The organism is Streptococcus oralis (assembly GCF_023109005.1).
GTDB lineage: Bacteria > Bacillota > Bacilli > Lactobacillales > Streptococcaceae > Streptococcus > Streptococcus oralis_BU.
Genome location: NZ_JALDTU010000001.1, coordinates 145,783 through 170,729, shown reverse-complemented (window position 1 = coordinate 170,729; position 24,947 = coordinate 145,783). Strand labels below are relative to the sequence as shown.

The following is a 24,947-nucleotide window of genomic DNA, read 5'->3' as shown; positions in this document are numbered from 1 at the left end:
CCTCCTATATTATTTTTTCTTACCAGCAATCGCAACAGCTTTACCTTTACGAGTGCGAGCGTTGTTTTTAGTGTTTTGTCCACGGACAGGAAGTCCACGACGGTGACGAATACCACGGTAAGAACCGATTTCCATCAAACGTTTGATGTTCAAGTTTACTTCACGACGAAGGTCACCTTCAACTTTGATTGCATCCACTTCACGACGGATAGCATCTTCTTGATCAGATGTAAGATCACGTACACGAACATCTTCTGAGATTCCAGCAGCAGCCAAAATTTTCTTAGATGTTGCAAGTCCGATACCATAAACGTAAGTCAATGAGATTACTACGCGTTTGTCATTTGGAATGTCAACTCCAGCAATACGAGCCATGTTTTCTCCTTTCTATCTTATCCTTGACGTTGTTTGTGTTTTGGATTTGCTGGGCAAATTACCATAACACGACCATTACGACGAATTACTTTACAGTATTCGCAAATTGGTTTGACCGATGGTCTTACTTTCATTTCTTATCCCTCCAAGTTTTTCGATTATTTAAAGCGGTAAGTGATACGTCCACGTGTCAAGTCATATGGACTCATCTCGACAGTAACACGATCTCCCGCTAAAATACGAATATAGTTTTTACGAATTTTACCAGAAACTGTTGCTAAAATCTGATGTCCATTTTCAAGTTCAACCGTAAACATTGCGTTCGGCATTGTATCGACTACTTTGCCTTCAACTTCAATCACATCGTCTTTTGCCACGCAAAAGCACCTCCATAAATTTCGATTCGATGCCTCAAGACACAGAGGCAACAATTATAAGTCAGACTATCTCAGTATAACATTTGTCGCGATTTTTTGCAAGTACGAAAAACGCTTTATTTCAAATTTGTCAATACTTTTTCGATGTCTTTGAACACATCATTGATATCTTGATTTCCTTCGATATCATGAACTAAACCTTTAGCACGATAGTGAGCAATGATTGGTTCACCTTGTGCAATATTCACATCCAAACGACGTTTAACTGTCTCAGGTTTATCATCTTCACGTTGGTAGTAATCTTCTTCTTTGTAGTCAACTGGTGGGTTGAAAACTTTGTGGAAGGTTTCACCTGTTTCGCGGTGGATGATGCGGCCACTCAAACGTTCCAAGAGACAGTCTGGGTTCACTTCGATGTTGATCACACCTTCCAGCTCGATACCAAGTTCAGCCAATGTTTTGTCCAAGGCGTGCGCTTGTTCAATCGTACGTGGGTAACCATCCAACAAGAAACCTGTTCCCTTGATGTCGTCCTGTGAAAGGCGTTCTTTAACAATTCCATTTGTAACTTCATCTGGAACCAACTCACCTTTGTCAATGTACGACTTGGCAAGTACACCCATTTCAGTTTGATTAGCTATAGCAGCACGGAACATATCTCCAGTTGAAATGTGTGCCACGTGGAATTGCTCCACAATTTTAGCTGCTTGCGTTCCCTTACCTGCTCCAGGTAAGCCCATAATCAAAAGATTCATGATAGGATCTCCTTATTTTGTATTTAAATAGAAGCAGAAATCTATTTCAACCCCTATTTAAAAACAAAATAGAAGAGGGGAGACGAAAATCTCTCTGATAGATAGACCTTCATACTCCACTCTCTAAGCAAAAGTAATTTTGCTTTTATTCTGTTTTGTCCATGAAACCAACATACTTACGTTTCAATAGGTAACCTTCAAGTTGTTTGATTCCTTCGATACCTGTTGAGATAATGATCAAAAGACTAGTTCCCCCAAAAGCAACTGCTTCTGAAAGTCCAAAGACATCTTTTGCCACAATCGGCAAGATTGAAATCACACCAAGGAAGATTGATCCGACCGTCGCAAGGCGACGAAGAAGTTTCGACATGAATTCTTCAGTTCCCTTACCAGGACGGACACCATGAATGTAGGCTCCACTCTTTTGCAAATTTTCTGCTGCTTTCTCTGGATTGATCTGTACAAATGTATAGAAGAATGTAAAGAGAATGATGAGCAAGGCATACATGGCAACACCTGTCGGAGATGTTGTAGATAACATTTCCTGTGCTGTCCGTACCCATGCCCAATCGTGACCTGTAGCACTCAAAAACTGAAGAATGGCTGCAGGTGCTGCTGTAATGGAACTTGCAAAGATAACTGGGATAACCCCCGCCGGGTTCACCTTCAATGGAAGGTATGAACTTGATGGGGCTCCTTGAGCAACTTTTGTATATTGGATTGGAATTTTATATTCTGCTTGTTGAACATAGGTTGTAAAGTATACAATCAACAAGACAGCGATAATCAAAATAACGACAAAGATAATAGATGAAGTCAAACGGCTACTTGGAATATTGACGAAGTAGTCAACATAGATTCCTTTAATCATTTCAGGGATTGAAGCAACAATACCTGCAAAGATGATCATAGAAACACCGTTTCCGTATCCCTTATCCGTAATTTGTTCTCCAAGCCATGTTACAATCATACTACCTGCTGTGAGGATAATACCAATGGTAACAAAAACCTGTGGAGTTAAGGCTGTCGTTAATAATTTTGCTCCAGATAGAGTATTAAACCCTGCTGTGATCCCGATAGATTGAACGAATGCAAGCACAAGTGCAATATATCGAGTAGCTTGGTTTAGTTTTCTCCGTCCCACTTCCCCTTGTTTGCCCCATTCTACAAACTTCGGTAAAATATCCATTTGTAGCAATTGAACAACGATGGAAGCAGTGATATACGGACTTACACCGAGTGCGAAAACGGAGAAGTTCTTCATGGCATTCCCTGAAACAAGACTAAGCATGTTCAAGAAAGATAAACCACTGAGAGCTTCTAAACTTTTTGCATTGACACCTGGAACAGTAATACTTGTCCCAATACGGAAAACAAGAATGATAAAAATCGTAAAGAGAATTTTTGATCGAACTTGTTTAACCTTGAGCGCTTCTTTTAATAATTTAAAAAACATGGGTCACCTCTCTTAGATGACTTCTACAGAACCACCTTTAGCAGTGATAGCTTCCTCAGCTGATTTAGAGAATTTAGCTGCTTTCACAGTCAATTTCTTAGTCAACTCACCGTTACCAAGAATTTTAACGCCTGATTTTTCAGCTTTCACAATTCCTGCTTCGATAAGCACAACTGGAGTCACTTCAGCACCATCTTCAAAAACGTTCAATTGGTCAAGGTTTACAATTGCGTATTCTTTAGCGTTGATGTTAGTGAATCCACGTTTTGGAAGACGACGGAACAATGGAGTTTGTCCACCTTCAAAACCAAGGCGAACTCCGCCACCGCTACGAGCTTTTTGACCTTTTTGACCGCGACCAGATGTTTTACCGTTACCTGATGAAGTACCACGACCAACACGGTTACGTACTTTACGAGAACCTTCTGCAGGTTTCAATTCATGAAGTTTCATTTTTATTTTCTCCTCTTTTGTAAAATGCTAGCGCCGATAAGGGAGAAAAGGTTGTCTCCCTTATCAACTCGCCTATACGATGTCATCATGGATGACTATATCCAGTTTTAGGGGATGGTATACTGCACATCCCCTAAGAATCATTAGTTTACTTCTTCAACTGTTACCAAGTGAGATACTGCAGTGATCATACCACGGATAGCAGCATTATCTTCTTTAATAACAGAGCTGTTCAATTTGCCAAGTCCAAGTGCTACAACAGTTTTACGTTGTGATGGAATGCGTCCGATTGGAGACTTAGTCAAAGTAATTTTAATTTGAGCCATTTTATCCCCTTTCTTATGCCAAATCAGAAACTGAAATACCACGAAGGGCAGCAACTTCTTCAGCGCGTTTCAATTGTTTCAAACCTTCAACAGTTGCGCGAACAATGTTGATTGGAGTGTTAGAACCAAGTGATTTAGATGTAATATCTGCCACACCTGCCAATTCCACAACGGCACGAACCGCACCACCAGCGGCAACTCCAGAACCTTCTACAGCAGGTTTCAACAATACTTTAGCTCCACCGAATTCTGAAAGAACTTCGTGTGGGATTGTTGTTCCAACCATAGGAACTTCAATCAAGTTTTTCTTAGCATCTTCTACTGCTTTGCGGATTGCTTCTGGAACTTCTTGAGCCTTACCAGTACCAAATCCTACACGACCGTTGTGGTCACCGACAACAACAAGAGCTGCGAAACGAAGACGACGTCCACCTTTAACAACTTTTGTAACACGGTTGACAGCAACTACGCGTTCTTCTAATTCAACTGCATTGTCTTTAAATGCCATTTTCTAGTGTCCTCCTATTAGAATTTCAATCCGTTTTCACGAGCTGCATCAGCCAAAGCTTTCACACGTCCGTGATATAGATATCCACCGCGGTCGAACACCACTTCTGAAATACCTTTAGCGTTTGCACGTTCTGCAACGAGTTTACCGACAGCAACGGCTTGTTCAGTTTTAGTTCCTTTTGAAACTTCTTTGTCAAGAGTTGAAGCACTTGCGAGCGTTACACCCGCTACGTCATCAATCACTTGAGCGTAGATGCCTGTATTAGAACGGAATACGTTCAAACGTGGGCGATCAGCAGTTCCAGAGAGTTTTCCGCGAACGCGACGGTGGCGTTTTTGACGGAGTTTGTTTTTATCTGGTTTAGAAATCACAGTTTTCACCTCTTTAGTTTTAAATCGCGTGCTATGCACAAAGTTGGAAAATAGGTTGGTGGTTGAAAATCAACCACTCAACATTATTTACCTGTTTTACCTTCTTTAAGACGAACGTACTCTCCAACGTAACGAATACCTTTACCTTTGTAAGGTTCTGGTGAACGAAGGCTACGTACGTAAGCAGCTGTTTGACCAACCACTTCTTTTGAAATTCCGCTAACAACGATTGTTGTTGGGTTTGGAAGTTCAAAAGTAATCCCTTCTGGAGCTTCAACTTCATCTGGATGAGATTTACCAACAGCCAAAACAAGTTTTGATCCTTGAAGTTGTGCACGGTAACCAACCCCACGCATTTCAAGTTCCTTCTTGAATCCTTCTGATACACCAATTACCATGTTATTCAAAAGGGCACGAGTAGTTCCGTGGATAGTTTTCATTTCTTTTGAATCGTTTGGACGGTGAAGAGTTACTTCAGTACCTTCCACGCGAATTTCAATATCTTTTGAGAACTTACGAGTAAGTTCTCCTTTAGGTCCTTTTACAGTTACTACGTTGTCATTGTTAGTGACTTCAACACTAGCAGGCAACACGATAACTTTATTACCAATACGTGACATGTTTATTTTCTCCTGTTAAATTGTCAGGCCTTGACGGCCAGTTTTCACGGGGTTAAAGATACTCATTGAGTTCAATAGCTAAATTGAACTCGCTCTAAGAACTGTGCGAAATAGATAAGTTGGCTTATTTGTAACCAAACTTCTCCGACTTCCTAATTTTGCTTTGTTCTTCACGAGCTTTGTATCTGATTTGAGTTCGAGCTAAGAAGTTGGTGAAAAAGATAAGTTTGTCTTAGAGCATCACTCCTGCTACAAACTTCGTATTTTCACTGCATTCTTTTAACACTCTCACATCATCAATTACCAAACGTAAGCGATAACTTCCCCACCAACATTCTTTTGGCGTGCTTCTTTATCAGTAAGCAAACCTTCAGAAGTTGAAAGGATAGCAATTCCAAGTCCGTTAAGTACTTTTGGAAGATCTTCACGTTTTTTGTAGACACGAAGTCCTGGTTTAGAAACACGTTTCAAGTTAGTGATAACTTTTTCACCGTTTGGTCCATATTTAAGGAATACACGGATGATGCCTTGTTTGTCATCTTCGATGATTTCAACGTTTTTTACAAAACCTTCGCGTTTAAGGATTTCAGCAATCCCTTTTTTGATATTTGATGCAGGTACTTCAAGTACTTCGTGTTTCGCTTGGTTAGCGTTACGAATACGAGTTAGGAAGTCTGCGATTGGGTCAGTCATAACCATTTTGTTTTTCTCCTCTTACTAGTAGTTTGCAAGTTGCACTTGCTAGTTAACACATGATACAAAGAGCGTAACAGCAAGAGCAAAAATAGGCAATTTGATACAGGAGCGATGCTCCAAAGCAAATTGGTCTTTTTTGCCAAAGCTGTAGCTCGCGTTCAAATTGGCAAGCCCAACTGAACCCGGGCTAAACTCTGTGTGAAAAAGATAAACTTTCCTAGAAACTTCAGTTTCTTCGTCAAGTTTCCTATTTTCACTTGGAGTTTTGACGCCCTTGATATCTTAAATTACCAAGATGCTTTTGTTACACCAGGAATTTGTCCTTTGTAAGCTAATTCACGGAAGCAAACACGGCAAAGTTTAAATTTGCGGTAAACTGAATGCGGACGACCACATTTTTCACAACGAGTATAAGCTTGAGTAGAGAACTTCGCTGGACGTTTGTTCTTAGCAATCATTGATTTTTTAGCCATTAGATTTACCTCCTATATTATTTTGCAAAAGGCATTCCAAGGCCTGTAAGCAATGCACGTGACTCTTCGTCAGTGTTAGCAGTTGTTACGATAACGATGTCAAGACCACGAGTTTTGTCAACGTCATCAAAGTTGATTTCTGGGAAGATCAATTGTTCTTTCACACCAAGTGTGTAATTTCCGCGTCCATCAAATGATTTTGTTGGAACACCGTGGAAGTCACGCACACGTGGAAGTGAAACTGAAACCAATTTATCCAAGAATTCGTACATACGTTCACCACGAAGGGTAACTTTTGCACCGATCGCTACACCTTCACGAAGACGGAAGCCGGCGATTGATTTTTTAGCTTTAGTGATAAGTGGTTTTTGACCTGAGATAAGTGCCAATTCTTCAGCAGCTTTTTCAAGGCTTTTAGCGTTTGATACAGCTTCACCAACACCCATGTTCAAAACGATCTTATCTACTTTAGGCACAGCCATCACTGATGAGTAGTTGAATTGTTCTGTCAAAGCAGGAACTACTTCATTAAGATATTTTTCTTTTAAACGATTTGCCATTATACTTCTCCTTTCCTTCGTGATTAATCAAGCACTTCGCCTGATTTTTTGTTGTAGCGAACTTTTTTACCGTCTACAAATTTGTAACCAACACGACCAGCTACACCGTTCTTGTCCAAAACTTGGACGTTTGATACGTGGATAGCTGCTTCTTTCTCGATGATACCACCTTGAGGAAGCTCGTTAGTTGGACGTTGGTGTTTCTTAACGATGTTAACACCTTCAACGATAACTTTGTTTACTTTTGGAAGGGCAGTAAGGACAACAGCTTCTGTTCCCTTATCTTTACCAGCGATTACGCGAACTTTGTCGCCTTTTTTTACAAACATTAGGTTTCTCCTTGATTTTTCTTACGCCCACAAGGGCACCCTGGAGTCAATTCCAGGGGACTAGTTTGTTTGTTTTTACTCTACGAAAATCAAAGCAAATCTTCGTCAGTTTCAACTCACCTAACTCAAGTTATGCTTTCGTTTCACTTCCTAGACTTGTTTTAATTTTCTTTGAGCAATTTATTAAAGTACTTCTGGAGCAAGTGACACGATCTTCATGAAGCCACCTTCACGCAATTCACGTGCAACCGGGCCAAAGATACGTGTTCCGCGAGGAGTTTTGTCATCACGGATGATAACAGCTGCATTTTCGTCAAACTTGATGTATGAACCATCAGCGCGACGAGCACCTGATTTAGTACGAACGATAACAGCTTTTACAACGTCACCTTTTTTAACCGCACCACCAGGAGTAGCTTGTTTTACAGATGCCACAATGACATCACCGATGTTCGCAAATTTACGTTTAGAACCACCAAGAACTTTGATAGTCAAGATTTCGCGTGCACCGCTGTTGTCTGCGACTTTCAAACGAGTTTCTGTTTGAATCATTTCAGTTTTCTCCTTTCAGGCTTGATTAGATGATAACCGCTTCTTCAACAACTTCTACAAGACGGAAACGTTTTGTAGCTGAAAGCGGGCGAGTTTCCATGATACGTACGATATCGCCTTCTTTGGCAACATTGTTTTCATCATGTGCTTTGTATTTCTTAGAGTAGTTAATACGTTTACCATAGACTGGGTGGTTACGTTTTGTTTCAACTACAACTGTGATTGTCTTGTCCATTTTGTCAGATACAACACGTCCAACAAGAACTTTACGATTATTGCGTTCCATTGAAATTTCTCCTTCCCTAGTCTATTATTTCGCTTCAGATTGAACTGTTTTGATACGAGCGATTTGTTTTTTAACTTCTTTCAAGCGAGCTGTTTGTTCCAATTGACCAGTAGCAGCTTGGAAACGAAGTTCAAACAATTCTTTTTTCAATTCGTTTTCGCGCTTCGCGAGTTCTTCTTGAGAAAGACCACGAAGTTCTTTAACAAATTCTTTTACTTCATTAAGTTTCATGCCTTCTCCTTATTCTGCTTCACGTTTTACGAATTTAGTTTTAACTGGCAATTTGTGGCTAGCAAGACGAAGCGCTTCACGTGCAATCTCTTCAGATACACCAGCGATTTCGAACATCACTTTACCGCGTTTAACTGGTGCAACCCAACCTTCAGGTGCCCCTTTACCAGATCCCATACGCACACCGATAGCTTTAGCAGTGTATGATTTGTGTGGGAAGATTTTAATCCAAACTTTACCACCACGTTTCATATAACGAGTCATGGCGATACGAGCAGCTTCGATTTGGCGGTTAGTAATCCAGTGGCTAGTTGTAGCTTGAAGACCGTATTCACCGAATGCTACTTCTTTTCCACCTTTTGCTTCACCGCGCATTTTTCCACGGAATTCACGACGGTGTTTAACACGTTTAGGTACTAACATTGGTTATTTACCTCCTTTAGTGTTTTTACGAGCTGGAAGAACTTCACCACGGTAGATCCATACTTTAACACCAAGTTTACCGTATGTAGTATCTGCTTCTTCCCAAGCGTAATCGATATCTGCACGAAGTGTGTGGAGTGGAACAGTTCCTTCTGAGTATCCTTCAGCACGGGCAATATCTGCACCGTTCAAACGACCTGATACTTGAGTTTTGATTCCTTTAGCTCCAGCACGCATTGCGCGTTGGATTGCTTGTTTTTGTGCACGACGGAAAGCAACACGTTGCTCCAATTGACGAGCAATCCCTTCACCTACAAGGTGAGCATCCAAATCAGGTTGTTTGATTTCGATGATGTTGATGTGTACTTGTTTTCCAGTCAATTTGTTAAGTTTTGCACGGAGTGCATCAACGTTAGCGCCACCTTTGCCGATAACCATACCTGGTTTAGCAGTGTGAAGTGAAACGTTAACTTTGTTCACTGCGCGTTCGATTTCGATAGTTGAAACTGCTGCGTCAGCAAGTTCTTTTTGAACGAATTTACGGATTGCAAGATCTTCATGAAGGTAATCCGCGTATTCTTTTTCAGCATACCATTTGGCATCCCAATCACGGATGATGCCGACACGCATACCAATTGGATGTACTTTTTGACCCACGATGTTACCTCCTTATTTTTCTGCAACAGCTACAGTGATGTGAGCTGTACGTTTGTTGATTGGTGAAGCTGAACCTTTCGCACGTGGACGGAAACGTTTCATAGTTGGTCCTTCGTTTGCAAATGCTTCAGATACTACCAAGTTAGCTTTATCCAAACCAAAGTTGTTTTCAGCGTTAGCTACAGCTGAATTCAAAACTTTCAAGATGATTTCAGCAGCTTTGTTTGGAGTGAATGTCAAGATTGCAATAGCGTCGGCTACGCTTTTACCACGAATATTGTCAAGAACAAGACGTGATTTACGAGGTGAAACACGTACTGTACGAGCCATTGCTTTAGCTGAAGTAATTTCTGCCATTTATGTTCTCCTTATTTTCTACGTGTTTTCTTGTCGTCTGCAGCGTGACCTTTGTAAGTACGAGTTGGTGCGAATTCACCAAGTTTGTGACCTACCATGTCTTCTTGGATGTAAACAGGTACGTGTTTACGTCCGTCATAAACTGCAATAGTGTAACCAATGAAACTTGGGAAGATCGTTGAACGACGTGACCAAGTTTTGATAACTTTTTTCTTTTCGTCGTTAGCTTGAGCTTCAACTTTTTTCATCAAATGCTCATCGACGAAAGGTCCTTTTTTAAGACTGCGTCCCATTTTTATGTTTTCTCCTTTAAATGTTGTACCACAGCGGCTTGCGCTCACATGGAGCGCTACCGAGCTGGCGGATTCCCTAGTTGCTTAAGCGACTAGTTTACTATTATTTCTCGTTGCGACGACGAACGATAAGTTTGTCAGATTTCGCTTTCTTGTTACGAGTTTTAAGACCAAGAGCAGGTTTGCCCCATGGAGTAGATGGCGCTTTACGACCAACTGGTGCTTTACCTTCACCACCACCGTGTGGGTGATCGTTAGGGTTCATTACAGAACCACGAACTGTTGGGCGGATACCTTTCCAACGGCTACGTCCTGCTTTACCAAGGTTTACAAGTCCATGTTGTTCGTTTCCGACAACACCAACTGTTGCACGACAAGTTCCAAGAATCATACGTACTTCGCCAGATTGAAGACGAACAAGAACATATTTACCTTCTTGACCCAATACTTGAGCAGAAGCTCCAGCTGCACGCACCAATTCTCCACCACGACCTGGTTTCAACTCGATGTTGTGGATCAAAGTACCAACTGGAATGTTAGCAAGTGGAAGAGCATTTCCGACTTTGATATCTGCTTCTGGGCCTGAAACGATACGTTGACCAACTTCAAGACCTTTTGGAGCGATGATGTATGCTTTCACACCGTCTGTGTAGTGTACAAGAGCGATGTTTGCAGAACGGTTTGGATCGTACTCGATAGTTTTAACAACTGCTTCAACGTTGTCTTTGTTACGTTTGAAGTCAACCAAACGGTAGAAACGTTTGTGCCCACCACCTTGGTGACGAACAGTGATACGGCCGTTGTTGTTACGACCAGCCTTGTTCTTCAAAGCAACAAGCAATGATTTTTCAGGAGTGCTTGTTGTGATTTCAGCGAAATCCAAAGAAGTCATATTACGGCGACCGTTTGTTGTTGGTTTATAAACACGAATTCCCACGATATTTCCTCCTTAGATTATTCAGCTTCAGCAGCAAACAACTCGATTGCTTTTGAATCAGCTGTAAGTGTGACGATAGCTTTTTTAGTTTTGTTAGTAAAACCAGTGTAACGTCCAACACGTTTAGCTTTAGGTTTTACGTTGATTGTGTTGACATTTGCAACCTTAACACCTTCAAAAGCAGCTTCAACAGCTTGCTTAATCAAAAGTTTGTGTGCACGAGTGTCAACTTCAAATACATACTTTCCTGCTTCAAGTTGAGCCATTGAGCTTTCAGTAATAACAGGTTTTTTGATAACATCATACAAATTCATTATGCAAGAACCTCCTCGATTTTAGAGATAGCTGCTTGAGTAACAAGAAGTTTGTCACTATTTGCGATGTCAAGAACACTTGCAGTTGTAGCAGTCGCAACTTTCACGTTTGGAAGGTTACGAGCTGAAAGAGCTGCGAATTCGTTTCCTTCTTCAAGAATAACAAGGACTTTAGAATCGATGCTCAAAGCTGCAAGAACTTTTGCAAATTCAGCAGTTTTTGGAGCTGTAAATTCAAGAGAATCAACGGCTACAAATTTGTTTTCAGCAACTTTTTCTGAGTAAACAGATTTAAGCGCAAGGCGACGAACTTTTTGAGGAAGTTTGTACGCATAGCTACGTGGAGTTGGTCCGAAGACAGTTCCACCACCACGCCATTGTGGAGAGCGGATAGAACCTTGACGAGCACGTCCAGTTCCTTTTTGACGCCATGGTTTGCGTCCACCACCTGAAACAGCTGAGCGATTTTTAACTGCGTGAGTTCCTTGACGAAGGCTAGCACGTTGGCTGATGATCACATCAAACACAACAGATTGGTTTGGTTCAATACCAAAGATTGCATCGTTAAGAACAACTTCGCCAGCTTGTTTACCAGTTTGGTCGAATAATGTTACATTTGCCATTTTGACTGTATTCCCCTTTCCTTATTATTTACCAGCTTTAACTGCTGACTTGATAGTGATAAGAGATTTCTTAGCACCCGGTACGTTACCTTTGATAAGGATAACGTTCTTTTCTGGAACAACTTGTACAACTTCAAGGTTTTGAATTGTCACGCGGTCGCCACCCATACGTCCTGCAAGGTTTTTACCTTTGAACACGCGGTTAGGTGCAACAGGTCCCATAGAACCTGGACGACGGTGGTAACGAGAACCGTGAGCCATTGGTCCACGTGATTGTCCATGGCGTTTGATAACACCTTGGAAACCTTTACCTTTAGAAGTACCAGTTACGTCAACAACGTCTCCAGCTGCGAATGTTTCAACTGTGATTTCAGCACCAACTTCCAAGCCTTCAACGTTTTTGAATTCACGAATGAAGCGCTTAGGAGCCGTGTTAGCTTTCGCTACATGTCCTTTAGCAGGTTTGTTGCTCAATACTTCGCGTTTGTCATCGAAACCAACTTGGATAGCGTTATATCCATCTGTTTCAACAGTTTTAACTTGAAGAACAACGTTTGGAGTTGCTTCAATAACTGTTACAGGGATCAATTCGCCAGCTTCAGTGAAGATTTGAGTCATTCCCACTTTTTTCCCTAAGATTCCTTTTGTCATGAGAAAATAGTTCCTTTTCTATATTTTTTATTCAAAAAGTTTTTAACGAGCGTTTTTTATGCTCAAGGTATCAAGCTTTAAATTAAAGTTTGATTTCTACGTTTACACCACTTGGAAGATCCAATTTCATCAACGCATCAACTGTTTTTTGAGTTGGGTTAACGATATCGATCAAACGTTTGTGTGTACGCATTTCAAATTGTTCGCGAGAGTCTTTGTATTTGTGAGTCGCACGAATGATTGTGTAGAGGCTACGTTCAGTTGGAAGTGGGATTGGACCCGCAACTTGTGCACCTGTACGAGTAGCTGATTCTACGATTTTAGCAGCCGCTGTGTCAAGCGTACGGTGTTCGTATGCCTTCAAACGGATACGGATTTTTTTATTTGCCATCTTTTTCTCCTTTTCGTCTATTTAAGATAATAGGCTAGCTCCACAAGAAAACCGACGCGCGTTGCGTGACAATGCAACCGAGCGTGTCGCAACCTCTTGCATCAAAGCTAAGGCTGTAATTTACAGCACCATAATAGAATAACACAAAGCCCCTGCGATTGCAAGGGATTTGTGAGCTTTTTTTCGTTTTTTTGGGATGAAACTGTTTTCTTTTTTCATCTTCCTATAATTGCTAATTTACGACTATTAAAACCAATCTTTTCTTCTATATAATACGAGTCATTTTGACTTTGAATTTATCTTCTGATTGATCCACTAAGATATCTGCTTTAGACTCGTTTTCTCTATAGTATCGCAGATACTGCTCCCGCCTCATCTGATGGCTAGCTAATACAAAAGATGCATCGCGATTTCTCATAGTTGTATCTCGAGCTAAGCGCCTCTTTAATTCGGTCTCCTCATCCGTGTAGAAACAGATAGTTTTGTCAAAGAGTTCCTTGGGTAGAAACCCCACAGACATCCCTTCAACAATCAGAATCGGTTTGGCTCCAGATAAGATCTCGCTAGCCTTCCAAGGTTCATCGATTGTTAAGACATCCATACCTGCCTGCAAAGCGAGAATATCTCTCTGCAAACTTGTCAGTTCATGCGCCACTGGCAGACAAGCTGTCACCTTTTGATCAAGTGCTTGCTTTGGTACTACCAGGTGACGTTCTGAGGTGATATAGGGATCTGTTTCTAGCAAATTTACTGTAGTAGAATCTAGGGCTTGATATAATTCCTGAGCGAAGGTTGATTTACCTGAAGCCCCATGACCGTAAATCCCCAGCGTCCTAACCCTTCCCGTTTCAATCTCTGAAACCAGTTGTTCTATCAGGTCTTTTTTCTTCATTCTCTCTTCACCTGTTCATAGCTTTCTTTTCCGTCATTAAGCTTGTCCCAAATCACCACTTGCCCACTTTTGAGAGATTTTTGCACATCGATAATCCGTTGATTAGAGGAACCTCGAAACTGGAGCATGAGATTGCGCTTGCTTTTATCATACCGTCCATCGACAAGGATGTCAATCAGCGATAAGAGTTCCAGTTTATCTGGAGTCTCCAGCATCATTTCTTCCCACGTGTAGCCCGTCCAGGACCAGATGTCTTTGTCTGGCAATTCCTTTCGAATGCGTTTTACGAGAGGCAAGAGAATGCCCGTATTAAGAAAGGGTTCTCCCCCCAGCAAAGTCAAGCCTTGAACATAGGGTTGAGCGAGATCTTCCATAATCTGTTCTTCTAATTCTGCTGTATAGGGAATGCCTGCGTTGAAAGACCAAGTCGCAACATTATAGCACCCCTCGCAGTGAAACATGCAACCTGATACATAGAGAGAGTTGCGCACACCTTCTCCATCGACAAAGTTAAAGGCCTTATAATCAATGATTCGCCCTTTACTAAGTTCCTCACTTTTCCATTCACCTGGTTTTGGTGTATTCCATGTCATCCTTCTACTCCAAATCTATCCAGTAACGTTCTACGCCATTGTGAGCATCCTCAAAGAGTCCGCCATTCGCCACAATCACCGCTCTACTAGCAGGGTTTTCCACACTACAGGTCACAAGCGCTTTTTTGATATTCTTTTCCTTGGCAACTTGCAAGCCCTGTCTGAGAGCTTCTTTGGCATAACCTTTGCCTCTTTCAGAGGGACGGATGGAATAGCCGATATGGCCACCATTTTCTAGTAAGTAGTCATTTAATCGGAGACGAAGGTTGAGAAAGCCAAGAGCCTGGCCTGCTACGTCAAAACTAACCAGCTGGATAGCAGGAACCCAGTTTTCAGGAATATTGAGTCCCGCTTCCGCCTGAAGATTTTCTTCTAGCCACTCTTCATAAACAAAATTGTTGGCGTTCCAAAACCCACCATCGTGGGCTGATTGGCTCTGCTCAAACTCTGCCATCATCTCTAAAATCGCTTCTTTATCTTCCAAACTTGGTCTACGTAATTCCATCCTTACCTCCCACCTAAGAGAAAAGCGAGAGCGGACTCTCACTTTTCTTTTTTCTTGTTCTTGTTTAAAAACTGTTCTCTAAGATTGAGCAAGCGTTCTTTTTTGCCCGTCCCACCTTTAGAATGTTTTTCATGATAACGAGTCACTTGAGCGCGTCCCTTATCATCCAATTGGTATTTCCCCATTCCGTCTCTTTCTAGTTTGTTACTTTATGTCCAGGTGTCTTAATGGTTGAACCATTCATATGTTTCACACGCGCAGCGATTTCCTTATGGCGCCCATTGACCATCGGACGAGCCTGAGGGTTACCTAGATAGCCACAAGTTCGTTTGACTACATCTACTGTTTTAGGGTCGCTATTCCCACAGTTTGGACAAGTAAAGCCCCTCTCTGTCGGTTCAAAATCCCCTTCAAAGTCACACTTATAACAATGATCAATCGGAGTATTGGTCCCTAGATACCCTACACGATCATAGGCGTAGTCCCAGACAGCTTCCAAGGCTTTTGGATTTTGTTGGAGAACTGGATACTCACAGTAGTGGATGAAACCACCTGTTGCACCTGCTTCTGGATAAGCCTTCTCAAAGTCCAATTTTTCAAACGGCGTTGGATTTTTACGCACATCATAGTGGAACGAGTTGGTGTAGTATTCCTTGTCTGTAATATCAGGAATAGAACCGAACTTTTCTGTATCCAAGCGACAGAAGCGATCTGTTAGACTTTCAGACGGTGTCGAGTAGATAGAGAAATGGTAGCCATATTGGTCAGACCACTCTTCCACCCGACGTTTCATATCGCGAATGATATCCAGTGTGAATTCCTTGGCTTCTGGATTGTGTTCCCAGCTATTTCCAAAGAAGACTGTCGCTACCTCGTACAAACCGATGTAGCCCAATGAAACTGTCGCACGACGATTCTTAAAGAGCTGATCAACGCTCTCGTCTTTTCCAAGACGGCGTCCGAAGGCCCCGTACTGATAGAGAATAGGGGCGTTTGCTGGTGTTGCTTCCTTGGTCCGTTCAACACGGTAAACTAGAGCATCTTCTGCGATGTTCATCCGCTCGTTGAAGATTTCCCAGAACTTATTCATGTCGCCCTCAGACTCGAGGGCAATGCGAGGAAGGTTGACCGTCACAACACCTAGATTCATCCGACCAGAATTGACTTCTACGCCATTCTCATCCTTCCATCCTTGAAGGAAAGAACGGCAACCCATAGGTACCTTGAAAGAACCAGTCAACTCGATAATCTTATCATAGGATAAGACATCCGGGTACATCCGTTTGGTTGCACACTCGAGGGCCAACTGTTTGATGTCATAGTTTGGAGTCCCTTCTTCCAAGTTAAGGCCTCTTTTAAGCGTAAAGATGAGTTTAGGGAAGATGGCTGTGCGGTGTTCTGAGCCAAGACCCTTGATACGAATGGTCAAGATAGCTTTTTGAATTTCCCGTTCAAAACGACTAGTTCCTAGACCAAAACCTAGTGAAGTAAAAGGTGTTTGTCCATTTGAAGTGAAGAGGGTGTTGATTTCATACTCAAGAGATTGCATGGCATCATAGATGTCTTTTTGGGTTTTCTTCCAAGCATAATCATCCCGTTTTTCAGGCAAGACCCATTCTTTCGCATCCTTGAGGTGCTTTTGGTAATTCTTCTCTGCATAAGGCGCCAAGACTTCATCAATACGGTCAGCTGAACAGCCCCCGTACTGGCTAGAAGCAACGTTGGCGATAATCTGAGAAATTTGAGCTGTCGCAGTCTGGATAGACTTGGGACTCTCTACCTCTGCATTCCCAATTTTAAAACCATTTTCCAACATGCCTTTAAAATCAATCAAACAGCAGTTGGTCATAGGAGTGTAGGGGCTGTAGTCCAAGTCATGATAGTGAATATCCCCTTTTTGGTGAGCATTGGCTACGTGCTTAGGAAGCATTTGCAGTCCGATTGATTTTCCCACAATCCCTGCTGTCAAATCACGCTGGGTATTAAAAACATCGCTGTCTTTATTGGCATTTTCATTGACAACTGCCTGGTCTTTATTGAGAAGTTTATGGATACTAAAGTTGATATCTGTCGCTTTTGAACGCTCAAAATCCCTTTGTGTCCGATAAGTGATATACTCCTCAGCCAAGGCATATTCTTTGGCTTCAAGGAGTTCATGTTCTACGACATTTTGAATTTCGTAAATCTTGACACCTTGAGGGAAGCGACTGTGAATTTCGGTAACGATTCTTTCAACTAGACCATTTAGGCGTTTTTCTACTAGAGGCGTAACGTCCATAACCTTTTCCGCCGCCTTGTGGAGAGCCTTGTCAATCTTGTCTACATCAAATACTACACGTCTACCATCTCGTTTTTCAACGAACAAGGTGGGAACGGTTGCAAGCTTTTCTTCTAATACAATCATATCCATGCTCTTTTCTAAAATATTGTTAAATAGTTTATATTCAGTATTATACCACTCTAAAAATAAAAATCAATATCTTGTGTTAAAAATCCTAAAATTTTTAAAATTCCACAAGATATTGATTTTTGTTATTTGAATTTATAAAGCTTAAACTCGCTAGTATCTGTCTGAACAAGCTCATAGTTTTCACTGAGCCAGCTCTCTACATCTGACCACAAGGCAACTTTTTGATTGACCACAATCATCTTCGGTTGATTCTCTTTCAGATCATTCATCAGTTTGGTTTTATTTTCGTCGCTTGCAGTATAGAGTGTTGGAGTTGATAGAGAAGTCGGCGCCAAGCGTTCACTTGCACGGTAGAAATCAGGACGATCATCCCAAGCATAGACACGATCCTCAGAACTCGTTTGCTGTTTTACCATGCTAGCAAGACGTTCTCTCTCCTGATAAGTCGCTGGATGCGAAAGGTAGCGACTCACGATAGGAAGAACAATAAGATAGGCAAGGGCAATCAGTGGTAGATAGAAATTTCCTTTAAGGAAAGAAGTTTGTTTCTCACGTCTTCTTCTACGACGACTGCCTCCATCCGAAACATCTTCCTTGATTCCTGTCAGAAGGAGCAAGACCAAGAAAGGAATTAGTACCACAAGATGAGTACCGTTGATGGGTTCTTTGGAAAAAATCAAGAGCCCCAAAGAAAGCAATAAGCCCAAACTAGCAGCAATCGATAGGGAATATTGCTTAGCTGATTTTAACTGGAACAAACCAGAAAAGAGCAAACTCAGGGAACCTAGCCCAATAGCAAGTAAGCCGTAGAAGGCTGCATTTTCAAGCAAATGCGCATTTGAAAAGAAGCTAAGAGTATTTACTGGATACAAGGTCTGGCTAATGGCATCCCCAAAACTACCTGTTAATACTGTATAGTAGCCCAAAGGATAGAATAAGAGTGAGAACCCTAAGGCTGACGCAAAAAATTGATATAAACCATGAACAAAGTGACCTTTGCCTAAGTTAAAGCCGATAATTCCCAAGGCTAGTGTAGCTGCAAATAAGGCTGTTGGGATTGGCGCAAGGAAGAAAGCGAGAGCAAGGCTCATACCAACACGTAAAAATCCTTTGTCACCGTTTGGATAAGCTAGGTAGTTCGTAACAATGCTAAGTGAATAAAATAGGAAAGGCAAGGCTAGCAAGAGAGCATAGCCACCACCAAAAGCGAGACCTGCTACCAACAAATTAAACACAAACACAAGCTGCTTGGCTTCTTCTACACGGTCTGTAAGACTATCCGCAGATTTAAAAAGAAAAACGCCTGCTCCAAACAAGGCCAACCACTCAACCAAAGCAATCAGAATACTGCCTTGTGAAAGATAGGTAAGCAGGTAATAGAGCAATCCCTCCGTCCCAAAATAATCTGTATACATTTGACCATTTTGATGCAAAGCCCAACCGGTATAAAGATCCTGAGTTTGTCGCGGACTTACTAAACCAAAAATAAGGGGGATAACCACAGAAATAGCTGTAGCCACTAAACTCCAAAGCAAGATACTAAAAAAGGGAATCGGAGCTCCTTCTCGCTTTTCTGGAACGGACCAGTCTTGGTAATGAGATTCTTCTTGTTTCTCATCTATTTTCCCATATACATTCATTCAATTTCTCCTCTAAGTTTATCTGTTTTAGTATATCAAAATCTTACAGGAATGTCAGCTTGGGATTGATATTTGCTGAATTTCTTATCCAATATCGCAAAGCGTTCGATTTCACGAAAACGGTGGAATCGACTGTCTCTATACTCTCTAATGAAATCGTCATCTTCTAGATTAAGCATGTTTTTCTCCTTTACCTATCTATTCGTAAGAAGACAAAAAAGATCCAGCCTTGGGCTAGATCTTGATGGATAGTTAGAGCATAGGTGCAAACAACTGGACAATTTCCTTGATCAGGCTTTGATACCAGCTTGTTTTGATGGTGTGGGGATAAATTTCTTGAGAAACTTTAAAAATCTCTTCAAAGTCCCTTTCAATATCGATGATGGACTGCGTTCTATAAAGCAAGACGGCATTTTCATAGTGGTGAAGCAAACTCCGATAGTCAAAATTGATGGTTCCCACAGTAGCCGCCTCTCCATCAACAAGCATTTGCTTGCTATGAAGGAATCCCGGGCTATACTCATAAATACGAACCCCCGCAGATAGCAAGTCTGGGTAGGCTCCTCGAGTAACTAACTGAATAACCTTCTTATCTGGGATACACGGCGTCACAATTCGCACATCTACCCCTCTCAGAGCTGCATTTTTGATACTTTCAGTTAGATCGTAGTCGGCGATCAGATAGGGAGTCGTGATGTAGACGTAATCTGTAGCTTGATTGATAAGATTTTGATAGACCGTTTTTCCAACCTGGGCTCGGTATATTGGTTTGGGACCGCTACTGTAGGGAATACAGAGCCCCATCCCATCTTTTGGTTGATTTTCGAGATGGTATTGGTCAAAGTCGCTAATTTTCCCACGGTTGATATACCAGGTTGATAAAAAGAGTCTAGTAAAAGCCTTGACCGCTGATCCATCTAGGCGAATACCGCTATCTTTCCAATAACCAAAGCGTTCGATATGGTTGATATACTCATCTGCCAGATTGACACCACCTGTATAGGCAATTTGACCATCAATAACCATGATTTTACGGTGGTCACGGTTGTTATAGGCGACGGTTAAGCGCGGAATCACCTTATTAAATTTATGGGCCTCAATTCCTCGACCACGAAGGTGGATGGTGTAATCTCCAGGCAAGGTGGCCATACAACCAATATCATCATAGAGGAGCTTCACCTCTACTCCTTGAGCTGCCTTTTCTTCCAAAATCTCCAAAATACTATTCCACATCAAACCTTCTTCGATGATATAGTATTCGAGAAAGATAAACTTCTCTGCTTTCTTGAGATCCTCTAGCATCTGATGCCACATGCTTTTACCAGATGCAAAAAATTGGGTATCCGTTCGATTATAGACATCTGCATTCGTGTCCATACTGAGGAGAGATTTGATAACCCCGTAAGCCGACTTGTCTTGTTCTTTTAACTCCAAACGGAGAGCTCTGCTATTGTCCTCTCGGTAAATCATTGATTGGAGCTGCTTTAGCTGCTTCAATTCTTTTTTAGATAAACGGCGCTCTCCAAACATGATATAGAGCAAAGGGCCAAAAACTGGCACAAAGGCTACTAACAACCATGTTACCTTACTCTCAGGATTCATAGATCTATTCACAATCGATACAATGGTCGCTAAGCTCACTAAAATGACTAGGATAATCCAGACAATCGGAGCCATCCGCCCTAGATAGAGAAATAAACCAAAGACGATAAACAACTCTGCCAACATGATGGTAATACTAAAGCCATACTTGGACATGAGTAGCTGCATTTTTCTAGCTGTCATACATCCCCTTCCTTTTCTAACATTCTCCCTCGCCGCTTGATAAACTAATCTTTCTACTAGTATACCTCAGTTCAGGGGTAGATGGCAACCTTTTACCTTTGCTCAAGTTCCAAGCCTTCCATTTTTAGATGATTATTACAATTTCAGAGCCAACATATTGACCGTCATACCAGCTGCAGTCCCCATAAGGTAGACGATATCTCCTTCTTTAACCAATCCATGGTCCAATGAATAGGCCAAGCCAAATGGCACAGAGACTGACACCATATTTCCATAGTCCGTGACGAGATTGAGGTATTGATTCTCAGTTACACCTAGCTTTTCCATAACCAAAGGAAGGGCGCGACTAGCTTGATGAGGAATGATATAGTCCACATCTCCCAAGACTAGCTGGGTCTTTTCTTGAAACTCTTCAAACATGACTGGGATTTTACGAGCTGACAAGAGGAGGATTTTCTTTCCCTTCATATCAAACATATAGTTGGTCTTCGTCGCTTCAGAGTACTCTTTTGGTTGAAAAGAAGTCAGACCTCCACGAATCTCCGTATCGTGAGCCCCTTCTGACCAAGTACGTTGGAGACTAGCGATGACCCCTTTTTCCTGATGGCTTTTTTGGAAAATAAAGGCTGCCGCCCCATCACTAAAGAGTTCAAAACTTTCTTTTTGATTCTGATTGAGCCCTAAACTTCCAACCTCACTGGATACAATCAAGACACGATTGTATTCACCCGCCTCAATCAAGTGGGACATGGTCGATAGGGCAGAAATAAAGCTGGTACAGGTCGTATTGATATCCATAGCTGGAATAGAGAGTCCTTTTGCAACACGCTCATGAATCAAGGCAGCCGTACAAGGAATAGGCTGAACACCAACTGCACTAGCTGATACAAGGCAATCGATATCTTTAATATCCAAATTTGCATGTTCAAGTGCACGGTGGATAGCCCCCTCTGCCAAGTCAAGTTGTGTTTCTTCATTTTCAACTACACGATAACGGGTCTGGTCTTTGAATTGGACGGTATGCTTTGGAAGGCAAATGCCATAACCTGCGATTTCCACATGTCTTTTTACTTCTGTCATTGTCTTTCTTCCTTTCATAAACGTTGGATACGTTTGAGTTTACGGCTAGTATCCCAGTGATAATCTGAAAATTGGATTTCGGGAACTATAAACTGCTTTTGCTGGGCCAGGAGTTGAAACTGTGCTAGAATAGATGCTTCCACTGCCTCATCTCGTTCACTTAGGCAAACTTCCACTAACTTCTCAGAATGTTGCTTGACTTGGTAATCCCCTACATTCTCCACAAAGAGGATGCACCGTCTGATAAAGTCTGGATAGATGGTCACTTGACCCCCATCCAGTCCATCGAAATAGAAGATGTCGTCAGAGCGTCCTTCGACCTTGTCAATCCGTGTATAGCAGGAGCCACAGGGACAAGGCTCCGGATTTTCAACCAAGATATCATTGAGCTGGTAGCGATAAACAGGCTGACTGCTTCGTTTAAAGTCCGTAATGATTGGATAAAAACGGCGGTCATCCAGATACTGCTTTTCCACAAAGATAATGTCTTCGTTGAGATGCAGATTGCCAGCTGAGCAAGTACAGGCTAGGAAACCTTCTGTTGCCTGATAAACTTGGTCAATAATGGATAGAGAAAAGGCTTCAGCGATCCGTTCCCTATCACTATCTTCTAAGATTTCTGCCACCGAAACGATTTTTTGTGGATGGATGGCTAACTGTCCAGCCTTGAGACGCTTGCTCAATTCAATCAACATAGAGGCTGGCGCCACAATAATCGTCGGTTGGTAGCTATTGAGACGCTCGATATGCTCATCTGTATGTTTGAAAATATCAAAATACTCTAAACGAATGAGCGCTGTATTAATAGTCTGATAGAGTTCATTATCAGCTCTTAGGAAAAAGGCGATACGATGTCCAAAAAGCTGACCCTTTGGCAACATCTTGGCTAAGATAGCCGCTGCCCACATACTTCGCTCTTTCTCGGTCGTGATAAAGAGGCCCCGATGTCCAGATGTCCCTGAAGACAGACCGACTGCTACTTCGCCTTTAAGTTCACTGAAATCACGGGTTTTCTCACTTTCAATAGCTAAGGATAAGTCTTCATCACGATCCACTCCTTGAGTGTTGAGTTCATTGAAATGACTCATCATAAAAGCCTTGTCCATATGATTAAAGTCGGCTGGTATCCCATTTTTAAAATAAGGTGACTCTCGCTTCAAAAAATCCATATAAGCAGATAATTGCTTTTTCTGATAGTTTTCTAAGGCTTCTCGAGACTTAAAATTATGAAGCCAACGAGTTTGGATAAAAGTTTTAAGAAAGGTTATTTTTTTCATACAAAATCCGCTCAATCCTTTCTACAGGGTCATGGCTGACCAGTACCTCGATACCATCTCTTAGAACATTTTCTAAGAACTCTGCCCCCTTGATATAGGCTTTCTTGTTGTCCTGCACCAGGGAAGGAAGCAGGTGCATCTGCTTGGTGTAAGGCAGAAGGTCAATTCCCCAACAGAGGTCTGCTGCAATGAGAAGCTCATGATCAGGAATAAAGAGACAGGCTTGCCCCTTGGCATGTCCATCTACTGATGCTACTAGGATACTGCCATCTCCAAAAAGGTCACAAATTGGACCATAGGGAAAATTTGAATAGCGCTGATTTGCCTTGATAACGGTCAGTCTTTTCTCAAAATCAGCTGGTAAAAACTCTTTAAAGACCAAATCCTTAAGCTTGGGTTTCTGATAAACTTCAAAAACCTCTTGAGTCAGGATAAATTGAGCGTTCGGGAAAAAACTAGCCCCTCCTAAATGGTCTGGATGGAGATGAGACAACATGACATAGGTAATCTCTTCTGGTCTAATTCCTTTTGCCTTCAATAAGTATGAAATCTGATCCTTTTCCGTCATCTGAACAGGCGTTCCTAGCCGATAGAAACCATAGCGAAGCCGGGTCTTAATATCGTAATGATAGCCTGTGTCATAGAGCAGATACCCCTTATCTCTATGCTTGATCAGAAATACTCCCGCTGGAAAGGTCATCTTTTTATTCTTGACTCCCTTAAACAGTAAACCCGCATAGCTGGTACAGTAGCCGGCCGGGAAATAATCAATGCTTTCTATAATCTTGGACATATTGGTCAATCCCTTCTGAAATACTGATTCGAGGGCGATAACCCAAGTCTCGCTCCGCCTTGCTGATGTCCAGCGTCTGGCTATACCTCAGCAAGTAATAGGTGTAGCGTGTCAGAACCGGTTCTCCTTTGAGATACAAGATCTTGTAAATAAACTCTAGCGTACTCGCAATAGCTGAAAGAAGGGGAGCCGGCACTTTTCTGTATGTTATCGGATAGTCAAGTCCTCTCAAGGTTTCTTCTATCAGATCCTTAAAGGCTCTTGGTTCCCCGTTGGTAATATTATAGACTTGGCCACTAGCTTGAGAGGCCTCTAGAGCCAAACGAATGGCCAGAGCAACATTTTCCACACAGGTCATATCCATGAGCTGACGACCGTCCCCTATCAAGGGAATGCCAATCTTCTGACTGAGTTTGAGAACTCGGGGTAAAATACTGGTATCCCCAATCCCAAAAAGCCCACGGGGGCGTAAGATGATGCTAGGTACATCCGGATAGTCTTTAAAGAGCTTCTCCGAAGCTAGTTTACTACGGATATAGTTGTTAAGCTTGTTTTCTTGCGGAGCATCGCATTCTTTGATGGCTATCTGATCTCTAGGCGCAGCATAGATGCTCGGCGATGATACATAAACTAAACGCTGAATACCGGCCTCTCGACAAGCATCCAGAACATACTTGGTTCCCAAGACATTTGTCTGGTAGAAATCCTCCCAAGGACCCCAAACGGTAGAAAGAGCACCCGCATGCACAACCATGTCCATCCCCTGACAAGCCTGAGCCAAATCCTCTTGCTTGGTCAAATCTCCCTGAAAAAATGTTACTAAGGAATTTTCCAAAGACTGACCTGCCTTGGGATTGCGTCCAAAAGCGCGTACCTGATAGCCCTGCTGACTGAGCTCTTCAACAACATACTTGCCTAGAAAGCCCGTAGCACCTGTTACCAATACTTTCTTCAT

38 protein-coding genes are annotated in these 24,947 nt (G+C 42.0%); all 38 read right to left on the bottom strand.

Translation table 11 applies throughout. The annotated features are described in order from the left end of the window. Positions 1-9: 9 nt before the first annotated feature. Positions 10-375, bottom strand: coding sequence for a 30S ribosomal protein S13 (gene rpsM, locus M1F56_RS00880; RefSeq protein ID WP_000090781.1), 366 nt, complete (start codon positions 373-375; stop codon positions 10-12). Positions 376-392: 17 nt separating this feature from the next. Then, on the bottom strand, positions 393-509 hold the full coding sequence (rpmJ, locus tag M1F56_RS00875) for a 50S ribosomal protein L36 (RefSeq protein ID WP_001808836.1): 117 nt from the start codon (positions 507-509) through the stop codon (positions 393-395). Positions 510-533: 24 nt separating this feature from the next. Further along, a complete protein-coding gene (gene infA / locus M1F56_RS00870) occupies positions 534-752 on the bottom strand; it encodes a translation initiation factor IF-1 (RefSeq protein WP_001029883.1) in 219 nt (72 codons plus the stop codon). Between the two features lie 116 nt (positions 753-868). Then, positions 869-1,507: an adenylate kinase gene (locus M1F56_RS00865; protein WP_247916543.1), complete on the bottom strand. Its 639-nt coding sequence runs from the start codon at positions 1,505-1,507 to the stop codon at positions 869-871. A 145-nt stretch (positions 1,508-1,652) separates the two neighbouring features. Continuing rightward, entirely contained in the window at positions 1,653-2,963 is a 1,311-nt protein-coding gene (gene secY / locus M1F56_RS00860; protein ID WP_000465387.1) for a preprotein translocase subunit SecY, read from the bottom strand. Between the two features lie 12 nt (positions 2,964-2,975). Next, a complete protein-coding gene (gene rplO / locus M1F56_RS00855) occupies positions 2,976-3,416 on the bottom strand; it encodes a 50S ribosomal protein L15 (RefSeq protein WP_000766089.1) in 441 nt (146 codons plus the stop codon). 143 nt (positions 3,417-3,559) lie between these two features. Further along, positions 3,560-3,742, bottom strand: coding sequence for a 50S ribosomal protein L30 (gene rpmD, locus M1F56_RS00850; RefSeq protein ID WP_000057241.1), 183 nt, complete (start codon positions 3,740-3,742; stop codon positions 3,560-3,562). Positions 3,743-3,755: 13 nt separating this feature from the next. After that, positions 3,756-4,250, bottom strand: a complete 495-nt coding sequence (gene rpsE / locus M1F56_RS00845) for a 30S ribosomal protein S5 (protein WP_000874204.1) — start codon at positions 4,248-4,250, stop codon at positions 3,756-3,758. A 17-nt stretch (positions 4,251-4,267) separates the two neighbouring features. Next, positions 4,268-4,624 (bottom strand): 50S ribosomal protein L18, encoded by a 357-nt coding sequence (gene rplR / locus M1F56_RS00840; protein WP_000624044.1) that lies wholly within the window; start codon positions 4,622-4,624, stop codon positions 4,268-4,270. A gap of 83 nt (positions 4,625-4,707) precedes the next feature. Then, positions 4,708-5,244 (bottom strand): 50S ribosomal protein L6, encoded by a 537-nt coding sequence (gene rplF, locus M1F56_RS00835; protein ID WP_033605851.1) that lies wholly within the window; start codon positions 5,242-5,244, stop codon positions 4,708-4,710. A gap of 300 nt (positions 5,245-5,544) precedes the next feature. After that, positions 5,545-5,943 carry a 30S ribosomal protein S8 gene (gene rpsH, locus M1F56_RS00830; RefSeq protein WP_000245504.1) on the bottom strand — a complete coding sequence of 133 codons (399 nt, stop codon included), beginning with the start codon at positions 5,941-5,943 and terminating at the stop codon, positions 5,545-5,547. Between the two features lie 284 nt (positions 5,944-6,227). Further along, on the bottom strand, positions 6,228-6,413 hold the full coding sequence (locus tag M1F56_RS00825) for a type Z 30S ribosomal protein S14 (RefSeq protein WP_001085697.1): 186 nt from the start codon (positions 6,411-6,413) through the stop codon (positions 6,228-6,230). Between the two features lie 17 nt (positions 6,414-6,430). After that, entirely contained in the window at positions 6,431-6,973 is a 543-nt protein-coding gene (rplE, locus tag M1F56_RS00820) for a 50S ribosomal protein L5 (RefSeq protein ID WP_000013542.1), read from the bottom strand. A gap of 23 nt (positions 6,974-6,996) precedes the next feature. Then, the gene (gene rplX, locus M1F56_RS00815; protein WP_000497691.1) at positions 6,997-7,302 is read right to left on the bottom strand and encodes a 50S ribosomal protein L24; all 306 of its coding nucleotides are present in this window, start codon (positions 7,300-7,302) and stop codon (positions 6,997-6,999) included. 183 nt (positions 7,303-7,485) lie between these two features. Then, positions 7,486-7,854 carry a 50S ribosomal protein L14 gene (gene rplN / locus M1F56_RS00810; RefSeq protein WP_000616547.1) on the bottom strand — a complete coding sequence of 123 codons (369 nt, stop codon included), beginning with the start codon at positions 7,852-7,854 and terminating at the stop codon, positions 7,486-7,488. A 25-nt stretch (positions 7,855-7,879) separates the two neighbouring features. Further along, positions 7,880-8,140 carry a 30S ribosomal protein S17 gene (gene rpsQ / locus M1F56_RS00805; RefSeq protein ID WP_000440801.1) on the bottom strand — a complete coding sequence of 87 codons (261 nt, stop codon included), beginning with the start codon at positions 8,138-8,140 and terminating at the stop codon, positions 7,880-7,882. 24 nt (positions 8,141-8,164) lie between these two features. After that, positions 8,165-8,371: a 50S ribosomal protein L29 gene (gene rpmC / locus M1F56_RS00800; protein ID WP_000772918.1), complete on the bottom strand. Its 207-nt coding sequence runs from the start codon at positions 8,369-8,371 to the stop codon at positions 8,165-8,167. A gap of 9 nt (positions 8,372-8,380) precedes the next feature. After that, the gene (gene rplP, locus M1F56_RS00795) at positions 8,381-8,794 is read right to left on the bottom strand and encodes a 50S ribosomal protein L16 (protein WP_000960947.1); all 414 of its coding nucleotides are present in this window, start codon (positions 8,792-8,794) and stop codon (positions 8,381-8,383) included. A 3-nt stretch (positions 8,795-8,797) separates the two neighbouring features. After that, positions 8,798-9,451, bottom strand: a complete 654-nt coding sequence (gene rpsC / locus M1F56_RS00790) for a 30S ribosomal protein S3 (protein WP_000529936.1) — start codon at positions 9,449-9,451, stop codon at positions 8,798-8,800. Between the two features lie 12 nt (positions 9,452-9,463). Continuing rightward, positions 9,464-9,808: a 50S ribosomal protein L22 gene (gene rplV, locus M1F56_RS00785; protein ID WP_000818137.1), complete on the bottom strand. Its 345-nt coding sequence runs from the start codon at positions 9,806-9,808 to the stop codon at positions 9,464-9,466. A gap of 11 nt (positions 9,809-9,819) precedes the next feature. Next, positions 9,820-10,101, bottom strand: a complete 282-nt coding sequence (gene rpsS, locus M1F56_RS00780) for a 30S ribosomal protein S19 (RefSeq protein ID WP_000533766.1) — start codon at positions 10,099-10,101, stop codon at positions 9,820-9,822. A 103-nt stretch (positions 10,102-10,204) separates the two neighbouring features. Then, on the bottom strand, positions 10,205-11,038 hold the full coding sequence (gene rplB / locus M1F56_RS00775; protein ID WP_000512905.1) for a 50S ribosomal protein L2: 834 nt from the start codon (positions 11,036-11,038) through the stop codon (positions 10,205-10,207). Between the two features lie 17 nt (positions 11,039-11,055). Continuing rightward, positions 11,056-11,352 (bottom strand): 50S ribosomal protein L23, encoded by a 297-nt coding sequence (locus tag M1F56_RS00770; RefSeq protein WP_125412435.1) that lies wholly within the window; start codon positions 11,350-11,352, stop codon positions 11,056-11,058. Continuing rightward, entirely contained in the window at positions 11,352-11,975 is a 624-nt protein-coding gene (gene rplD / locus M1F56_RS00765; protein WP_000024550.1) for a 50S ribosomal protein L4, read from the bottom strand. The genes M1F56_RS00770 and rplD overlap by 1 nt, the downstream gene beginning before the upstream one ends. Before the next feature lie 24 nt (positions 11,976-11,999). Next, positions 12,000-12,626: a 50S ribosomal protein L3 gene (rplC, locus tag M1F56_RS00760; protein WP_000160197.1), complete on the bottom strand. Its 627-nt coding sequence runs from the start codon at positions 12,624-12,626 to the stop codon at positions 12,000-12,002. 82 nt (positions 12,627-12,708) lie between these two features. Next, positions 12,709-13,017 carry a 30S ribosomal protein S10 gene (gene rpsJ, locus M1F56_RS00755; RefSeq protein WP_001284513.1) on the bottom strand — a complete coding sequence of 103 codons (309 nt, stop codon included), beginning with the start codon at positions 13,015-13,017 and terminating at the stop codon, positions 12,709-12,711. A 265-nt stretch (positions 13,018-13,282) separates the two neighbouring features. Then, a complete protein-coding gene (locus M1F56_RS00750; protein ID WP_247916542.1) occupies positions 13,283-13,909 on the bottom strand; it encodes a uridine kinase family protein in 627 nt (208 codons plus the stop codon). Next, positions 13,906-14,502 (bottom strand): anaerobic ribonucleoside-triphosphate reductase activating protein, encoded by a 597-nt coding sequence (nrdG, locus tag M1F56_RS00745; protein WP_000220159.1) that lies wholly within the window; start codon positions 14,500-14,502, stop codon positions 13,906-13,908. Before nrdG ends, M1F56_RS00750 begins: the two co-directional genes overlap by 4 nt. 4 nt (positions 14,503-14,506) lie before the next feature. Further along, on the bottom strand, positions 14,507-15,007 hold the full coding sequence (locus M1F56_RS00740; protein WP_247916540.1) for a GNAT family N-acetyltransferase: 501 nt from the start codon (positions 15,005-15,007) through the stop codon (positions 14,507-14,509). 38 nt (positions 15,008-15,045) lie between these two features. Further along, positions 15,046-15,192, bottom strand: a complete 147-nt coding sequence (locus tag M1F56_RS00735; protein WP_061598879.1) for a hypothetical protein — start codon at positions 15,190-15,192, stop codon at positions 15,046-15,048. 11 nt (positions 15,193-15,203) lie between these two features. Further along, the gene (nrdD, locus tag M1F56_RS00730; RefSeq protein ID WP_247916539.1) at positions 15,204-17,411 is read right to left on the bottom strand and encodes an anaerobic ribonucleoside-triphosphate reductase; all 2,208 of its coding nucleotides are present in this window, start codon (positions 17,409-17,411) and stop codon (positions 15,204-15,206) included. 128 nt (positions 17,412-17,539) lie between these two features. After that, positions 17,540-19,057, bottom strand: a complete 1,518-nt coding sequence (locus M1F56_RS00725) for a damage-inducible protein CinA (RefSeq protein WP_247916538.1) — start codon at positions 19,055-19,057, stop codon at positions 17,540-17,542. Between the two features lie 35 nt (positions 19,058-19,092). Beyond that, complete coding sequence (locus tag M1F56_RS00720; protein WP_009729685.1) at positions 19,093-19,236, bottom strand: hypothetical protein; 144 nt, start codon at positions 19,234-19,236, stop codon at positions 19,093-19,095. A 73-nt stretch (positions 19,237-19,309) separates the two neighbouring features. Then, positions 19,310-20,842, bottom strand: coding sequence for a cardiolipin synthase (cls, locus tag M1F56_RS00715; protein ID WP_247916536.1), 1,533 nt, complete (start codon positions 20,840-20,842; stop codon positions 19,310-19,312). Positions 20,843-20,977: 135 nt separating this feature from the next. Next, on the bottom strand, positions 20,978-21,922 hold the full coding sequence (locus tag M1F56_RS00710; RefSeq protein ID WP_247916535.1) for a 3-oxoacyl-[acyl-carrier-protein] synthase III C-terminal domain-containing protein: 945 nt from the start codon (positions 21,920-21,922) through the stop codon (positions 20,978-20,980). A 14-nt stretch (positions 21,923-21,936) separates the two neighbouring features. Next, positions 21,937-23,199: a F390 synthetase-related protein gene (locus tag M1F56_RS00705; protein ID WP_247916534.1), complete on the bottom strand. Its 1,263-nt coding sequence runs from the start codon at positions 23,197-23,199 to the stop codon at positions 21,937-21,939. Beyond that, positions 23,177-23,992: an MBL fold metallo-hydrolase gene (locus M1F56_RS00700; protein ID WP_247916532.1), complete on the bottom strand. Its 816-nt coding sequence runs from the start codon at positions 23,990-23,992 to the stop codon at positions 23,177-23,179. The genes M1F56_RS00705 and M1F56_RS00700 overlap by 23 nt, the downstream gene beginning before the upstream one ends. Next, positions 23,967-24,947, bottom strand: a complete 981-nt coding sequence (locus tag M1F56_RS00695) for an NAD-dependent epimerase/dehydratase family protein (protein WP_247916531.1) — start codon at positions 24,945-24,947, stop codon at positions 23,967-23,969. Before M1F56_RS00695 ends, M1F56_RS00700 begins: the two co-directional genes overlap by 26 nt.

Bases quoted from the DNA above. Each gene is read 5' to 3' on its own strand.
- cls (WP_247916536.1), bottom strand. From the start codon at position 20,842: ATGACAGCTAGAAAAATGCAGCTACTCATGTCCAAGTATGGCTTTAGT.
- M1F56_RS00710 (WP_247916535.1), bottom strand. From the start codon at position 21,922: ATGACAGAAGTAAAAAGACATGTGGAAATCGCAGGTTATGGCATTTGC.
- M1F56_RS00705 (WP_247916534.1), bottom strand. From the start codon at position 23,199: ATGAAAAAAATAACCTTTCTTAAAACTTTTATCCAAACTCGTTGGCTT.
- M1F56_RS00725 (WP_247916538.1), bottom strand. From the start codon at position 19,057: ATGAATGTATATGGGAAAATAGATGAGAAACAAGAAGAATCTCATTAC.
- M1F56_RS00720 (WP_009729685.1), bottom strand. From the start codon at position 19,236: ATGCTTAATCTAGAAGATGACGATTTCATTAGAGAGTATAGAGACAGT.
- rplX (WP_000497691.1), bottom strand. From the start codon at position 7,302: ATGTTTGTAAAAAAAGGCGACAAAGTTCGCGTAATCGCTGGTAAAGAT.
- rplE (WP_000013542.1), bottom strand. From the start codon at position 6,973: ATGGCAAATCGTTTAAAAGAAAAATATCTTAATGAAGTAGTTCCTGCT.
- rplF (WP_033605851.1), bottom strand. From the start codon at position 5,244: ATGTCACGTATTGGTAATAAAGTTATCGTGTTGCCTGCTAGTGTTGAA.
- rpsS (WP_000533766.1), bottom strand. From the start codon at position 10,101: ATGGGACGCAGTCTTAAAAAAGGACCTTTCGTCGATGAGCATTTGATG.
- rplP (WP_000960947.1), bottom strand. From the start codon at position 8,794: ATGTTAGTACCTAAACGTGTTAAACACCGTCGTGAATTCCGTGGAAAA.
- rpsM (WP_000090781.1), bottom strand. From the start codon at position 375: ATGGCTCGTATTGCTGGAGTTGACATTCCAAATGACAAACGCGTAGTA.
- M1F56_RS00825 (WP_001085697.1), bottom strand. From the start codon at position 6,413: ATGGCTAAAAAATCAATGATTGCTAAGAACAAACGTCCAGCGAAGTTC.
- rpsH (WP_000245504.1), bottom strand. From the start codon at position 5,943: ATGGTTATGACTGACCCAATCGCAGACTTCCTAACTCGTATTCGTAAC.
- M1F56_RS00865 (WP_247916543.1), bottom strand. From the start codon at position 1,507: ATGAATCTTTTGATTATGGGCTTACCTGGAGCAGGTAAGGGAACGCAA.
- rpmJ (WP_001808836.1), bottom strand. From the start codon at position 509: ATGAAAGTAAGACCATCGGTCAAACCAATTTGCGAATACTGTAAAGTA.
- rpmD (WP_000057241.1), bottom strand. From the start codon at position 3,742: ATGGCTCAAATTAAAATTACTTTGACTAAGTCTCCAATCGGACGCATT.
- secY (WP_000465387.1), bottom strand. From the start codon at position 2,963: ATGTTTTTTAAATTATTAAAAGAAGCGCTCAAGGTTAAACAAGTTCGA.
- M1F56_RS00695 (WP_247916531.1), bottom strand. From the start codon at position 24,947: ATGAAGAAAGTATTGGTAACAGGTGCTACGGGCTTTCTAGGCAAGTAT.
- rplD (WP_000024550.1), bottom strand. From the start codon at position 11,975: ATGGCAAATGTAACATTATTCGACCAAACTGGTAAACAAGCTGGCGAA.
- rpsQ (WP_000440801.1), bottom strand. From the start codon at position 8,140: ATGGAACGCAATAATCGTAAAGTTCTTGTTGGACGTGTTGTATCTGAC.
- rplN (WP_000616547.1), bottom strand. From the start codon at position 7,854: ATGATTCAAACAGAAACTCGTTTGAAAGTCGCAGACAACAGCGGTGCA.
- M1F56_RS00750 (WP_247916542.1), bottom strand. From the start codon at position 13,909: ATGAAGAAAAAAGACCTGATAGAACAACTGGTTTCAGAGATTGAAACG.
- rplC (WP_000160197.1), bottom strand. From the start codon at position 12,626: ATGACAAAAGGAATCTTAGGGAAAAAAGTGGGAATGACTCAAATCTTC.
- rplO (WP_000766089.1), bottom strand. From the start codon at position 3,416: ATGAAACTTCATGAATTGAAACCTGCAGAAGGTTCTCGTAAAGTACGT.
- rpmC (WP_000772918.1), bottom strand. From the start codon at position 8,371: ATGAAACTTAATGAAGTAAAAGAATTTGTTAAAGAACTTCGTGGTCTT.
- M1F56_RS00770 (WP_125412435.1), bottom strand. From the start codon at position 11,352: ATGAATTTGTATGATGTTATCAAAAAACCTGTTATTACTGAAAGCTCA.
- rpsJ (WP_001284513.1), bottom strand. From the start codon at position 13,017: ATGGCAAATAAAAAAATCCGTATCCGTTTGAAGGCATACGAACACCGT.
- rpsE (WP_000874204.1), bottom strand. From the start codon at position 4,250: ATGGCATTTAAAGACAATGCAGTTGAATTAGAAGAACGCGTAGTTGCT.
- rplV (WP_000818137.1), bottom strand. From the start codon at position 9,808: ATGGCAGAAATTACTTCAGCTAAAGCAATGGCTCGTACAGTACGTGTT.
- M1F56_RS00700 (WP_247916532.1), bottom strand. From the start codon at position 23,992: ATGTCCAAGATTATAGAAAGCATTGATTATTTCCCGGCCGGCTACTGT.
- M1F56_RS00735 (WP_061598879.1), bottom strand. From the start codon at position 15,192: ATGGGGAAATACCAATTGGATGATAAGGGACGCGCTCAAGTGACTCGT.
- nrdG (WP_000220159.1), bottom strand. From the start codon at position 14,502: ATGACATGGAATACACCAAAACCAGGTGAATGGAAAAGTGAGGAACTT.
- nrdD (WP_247916539.1), bottom strand. From the start codon at position 17,411: ATGATTGTATTAGAAGAAAAGCTTGCAACCGTTCCCACCTTGTTCGTT.
- M1F56_RS00740 (WP_247916540.1), bottom strand. From the start codon at position 15,007: ATGGAATTACGTAGACCAAGTTTGGAAGATAAAGAAGCGATTTTAGAG.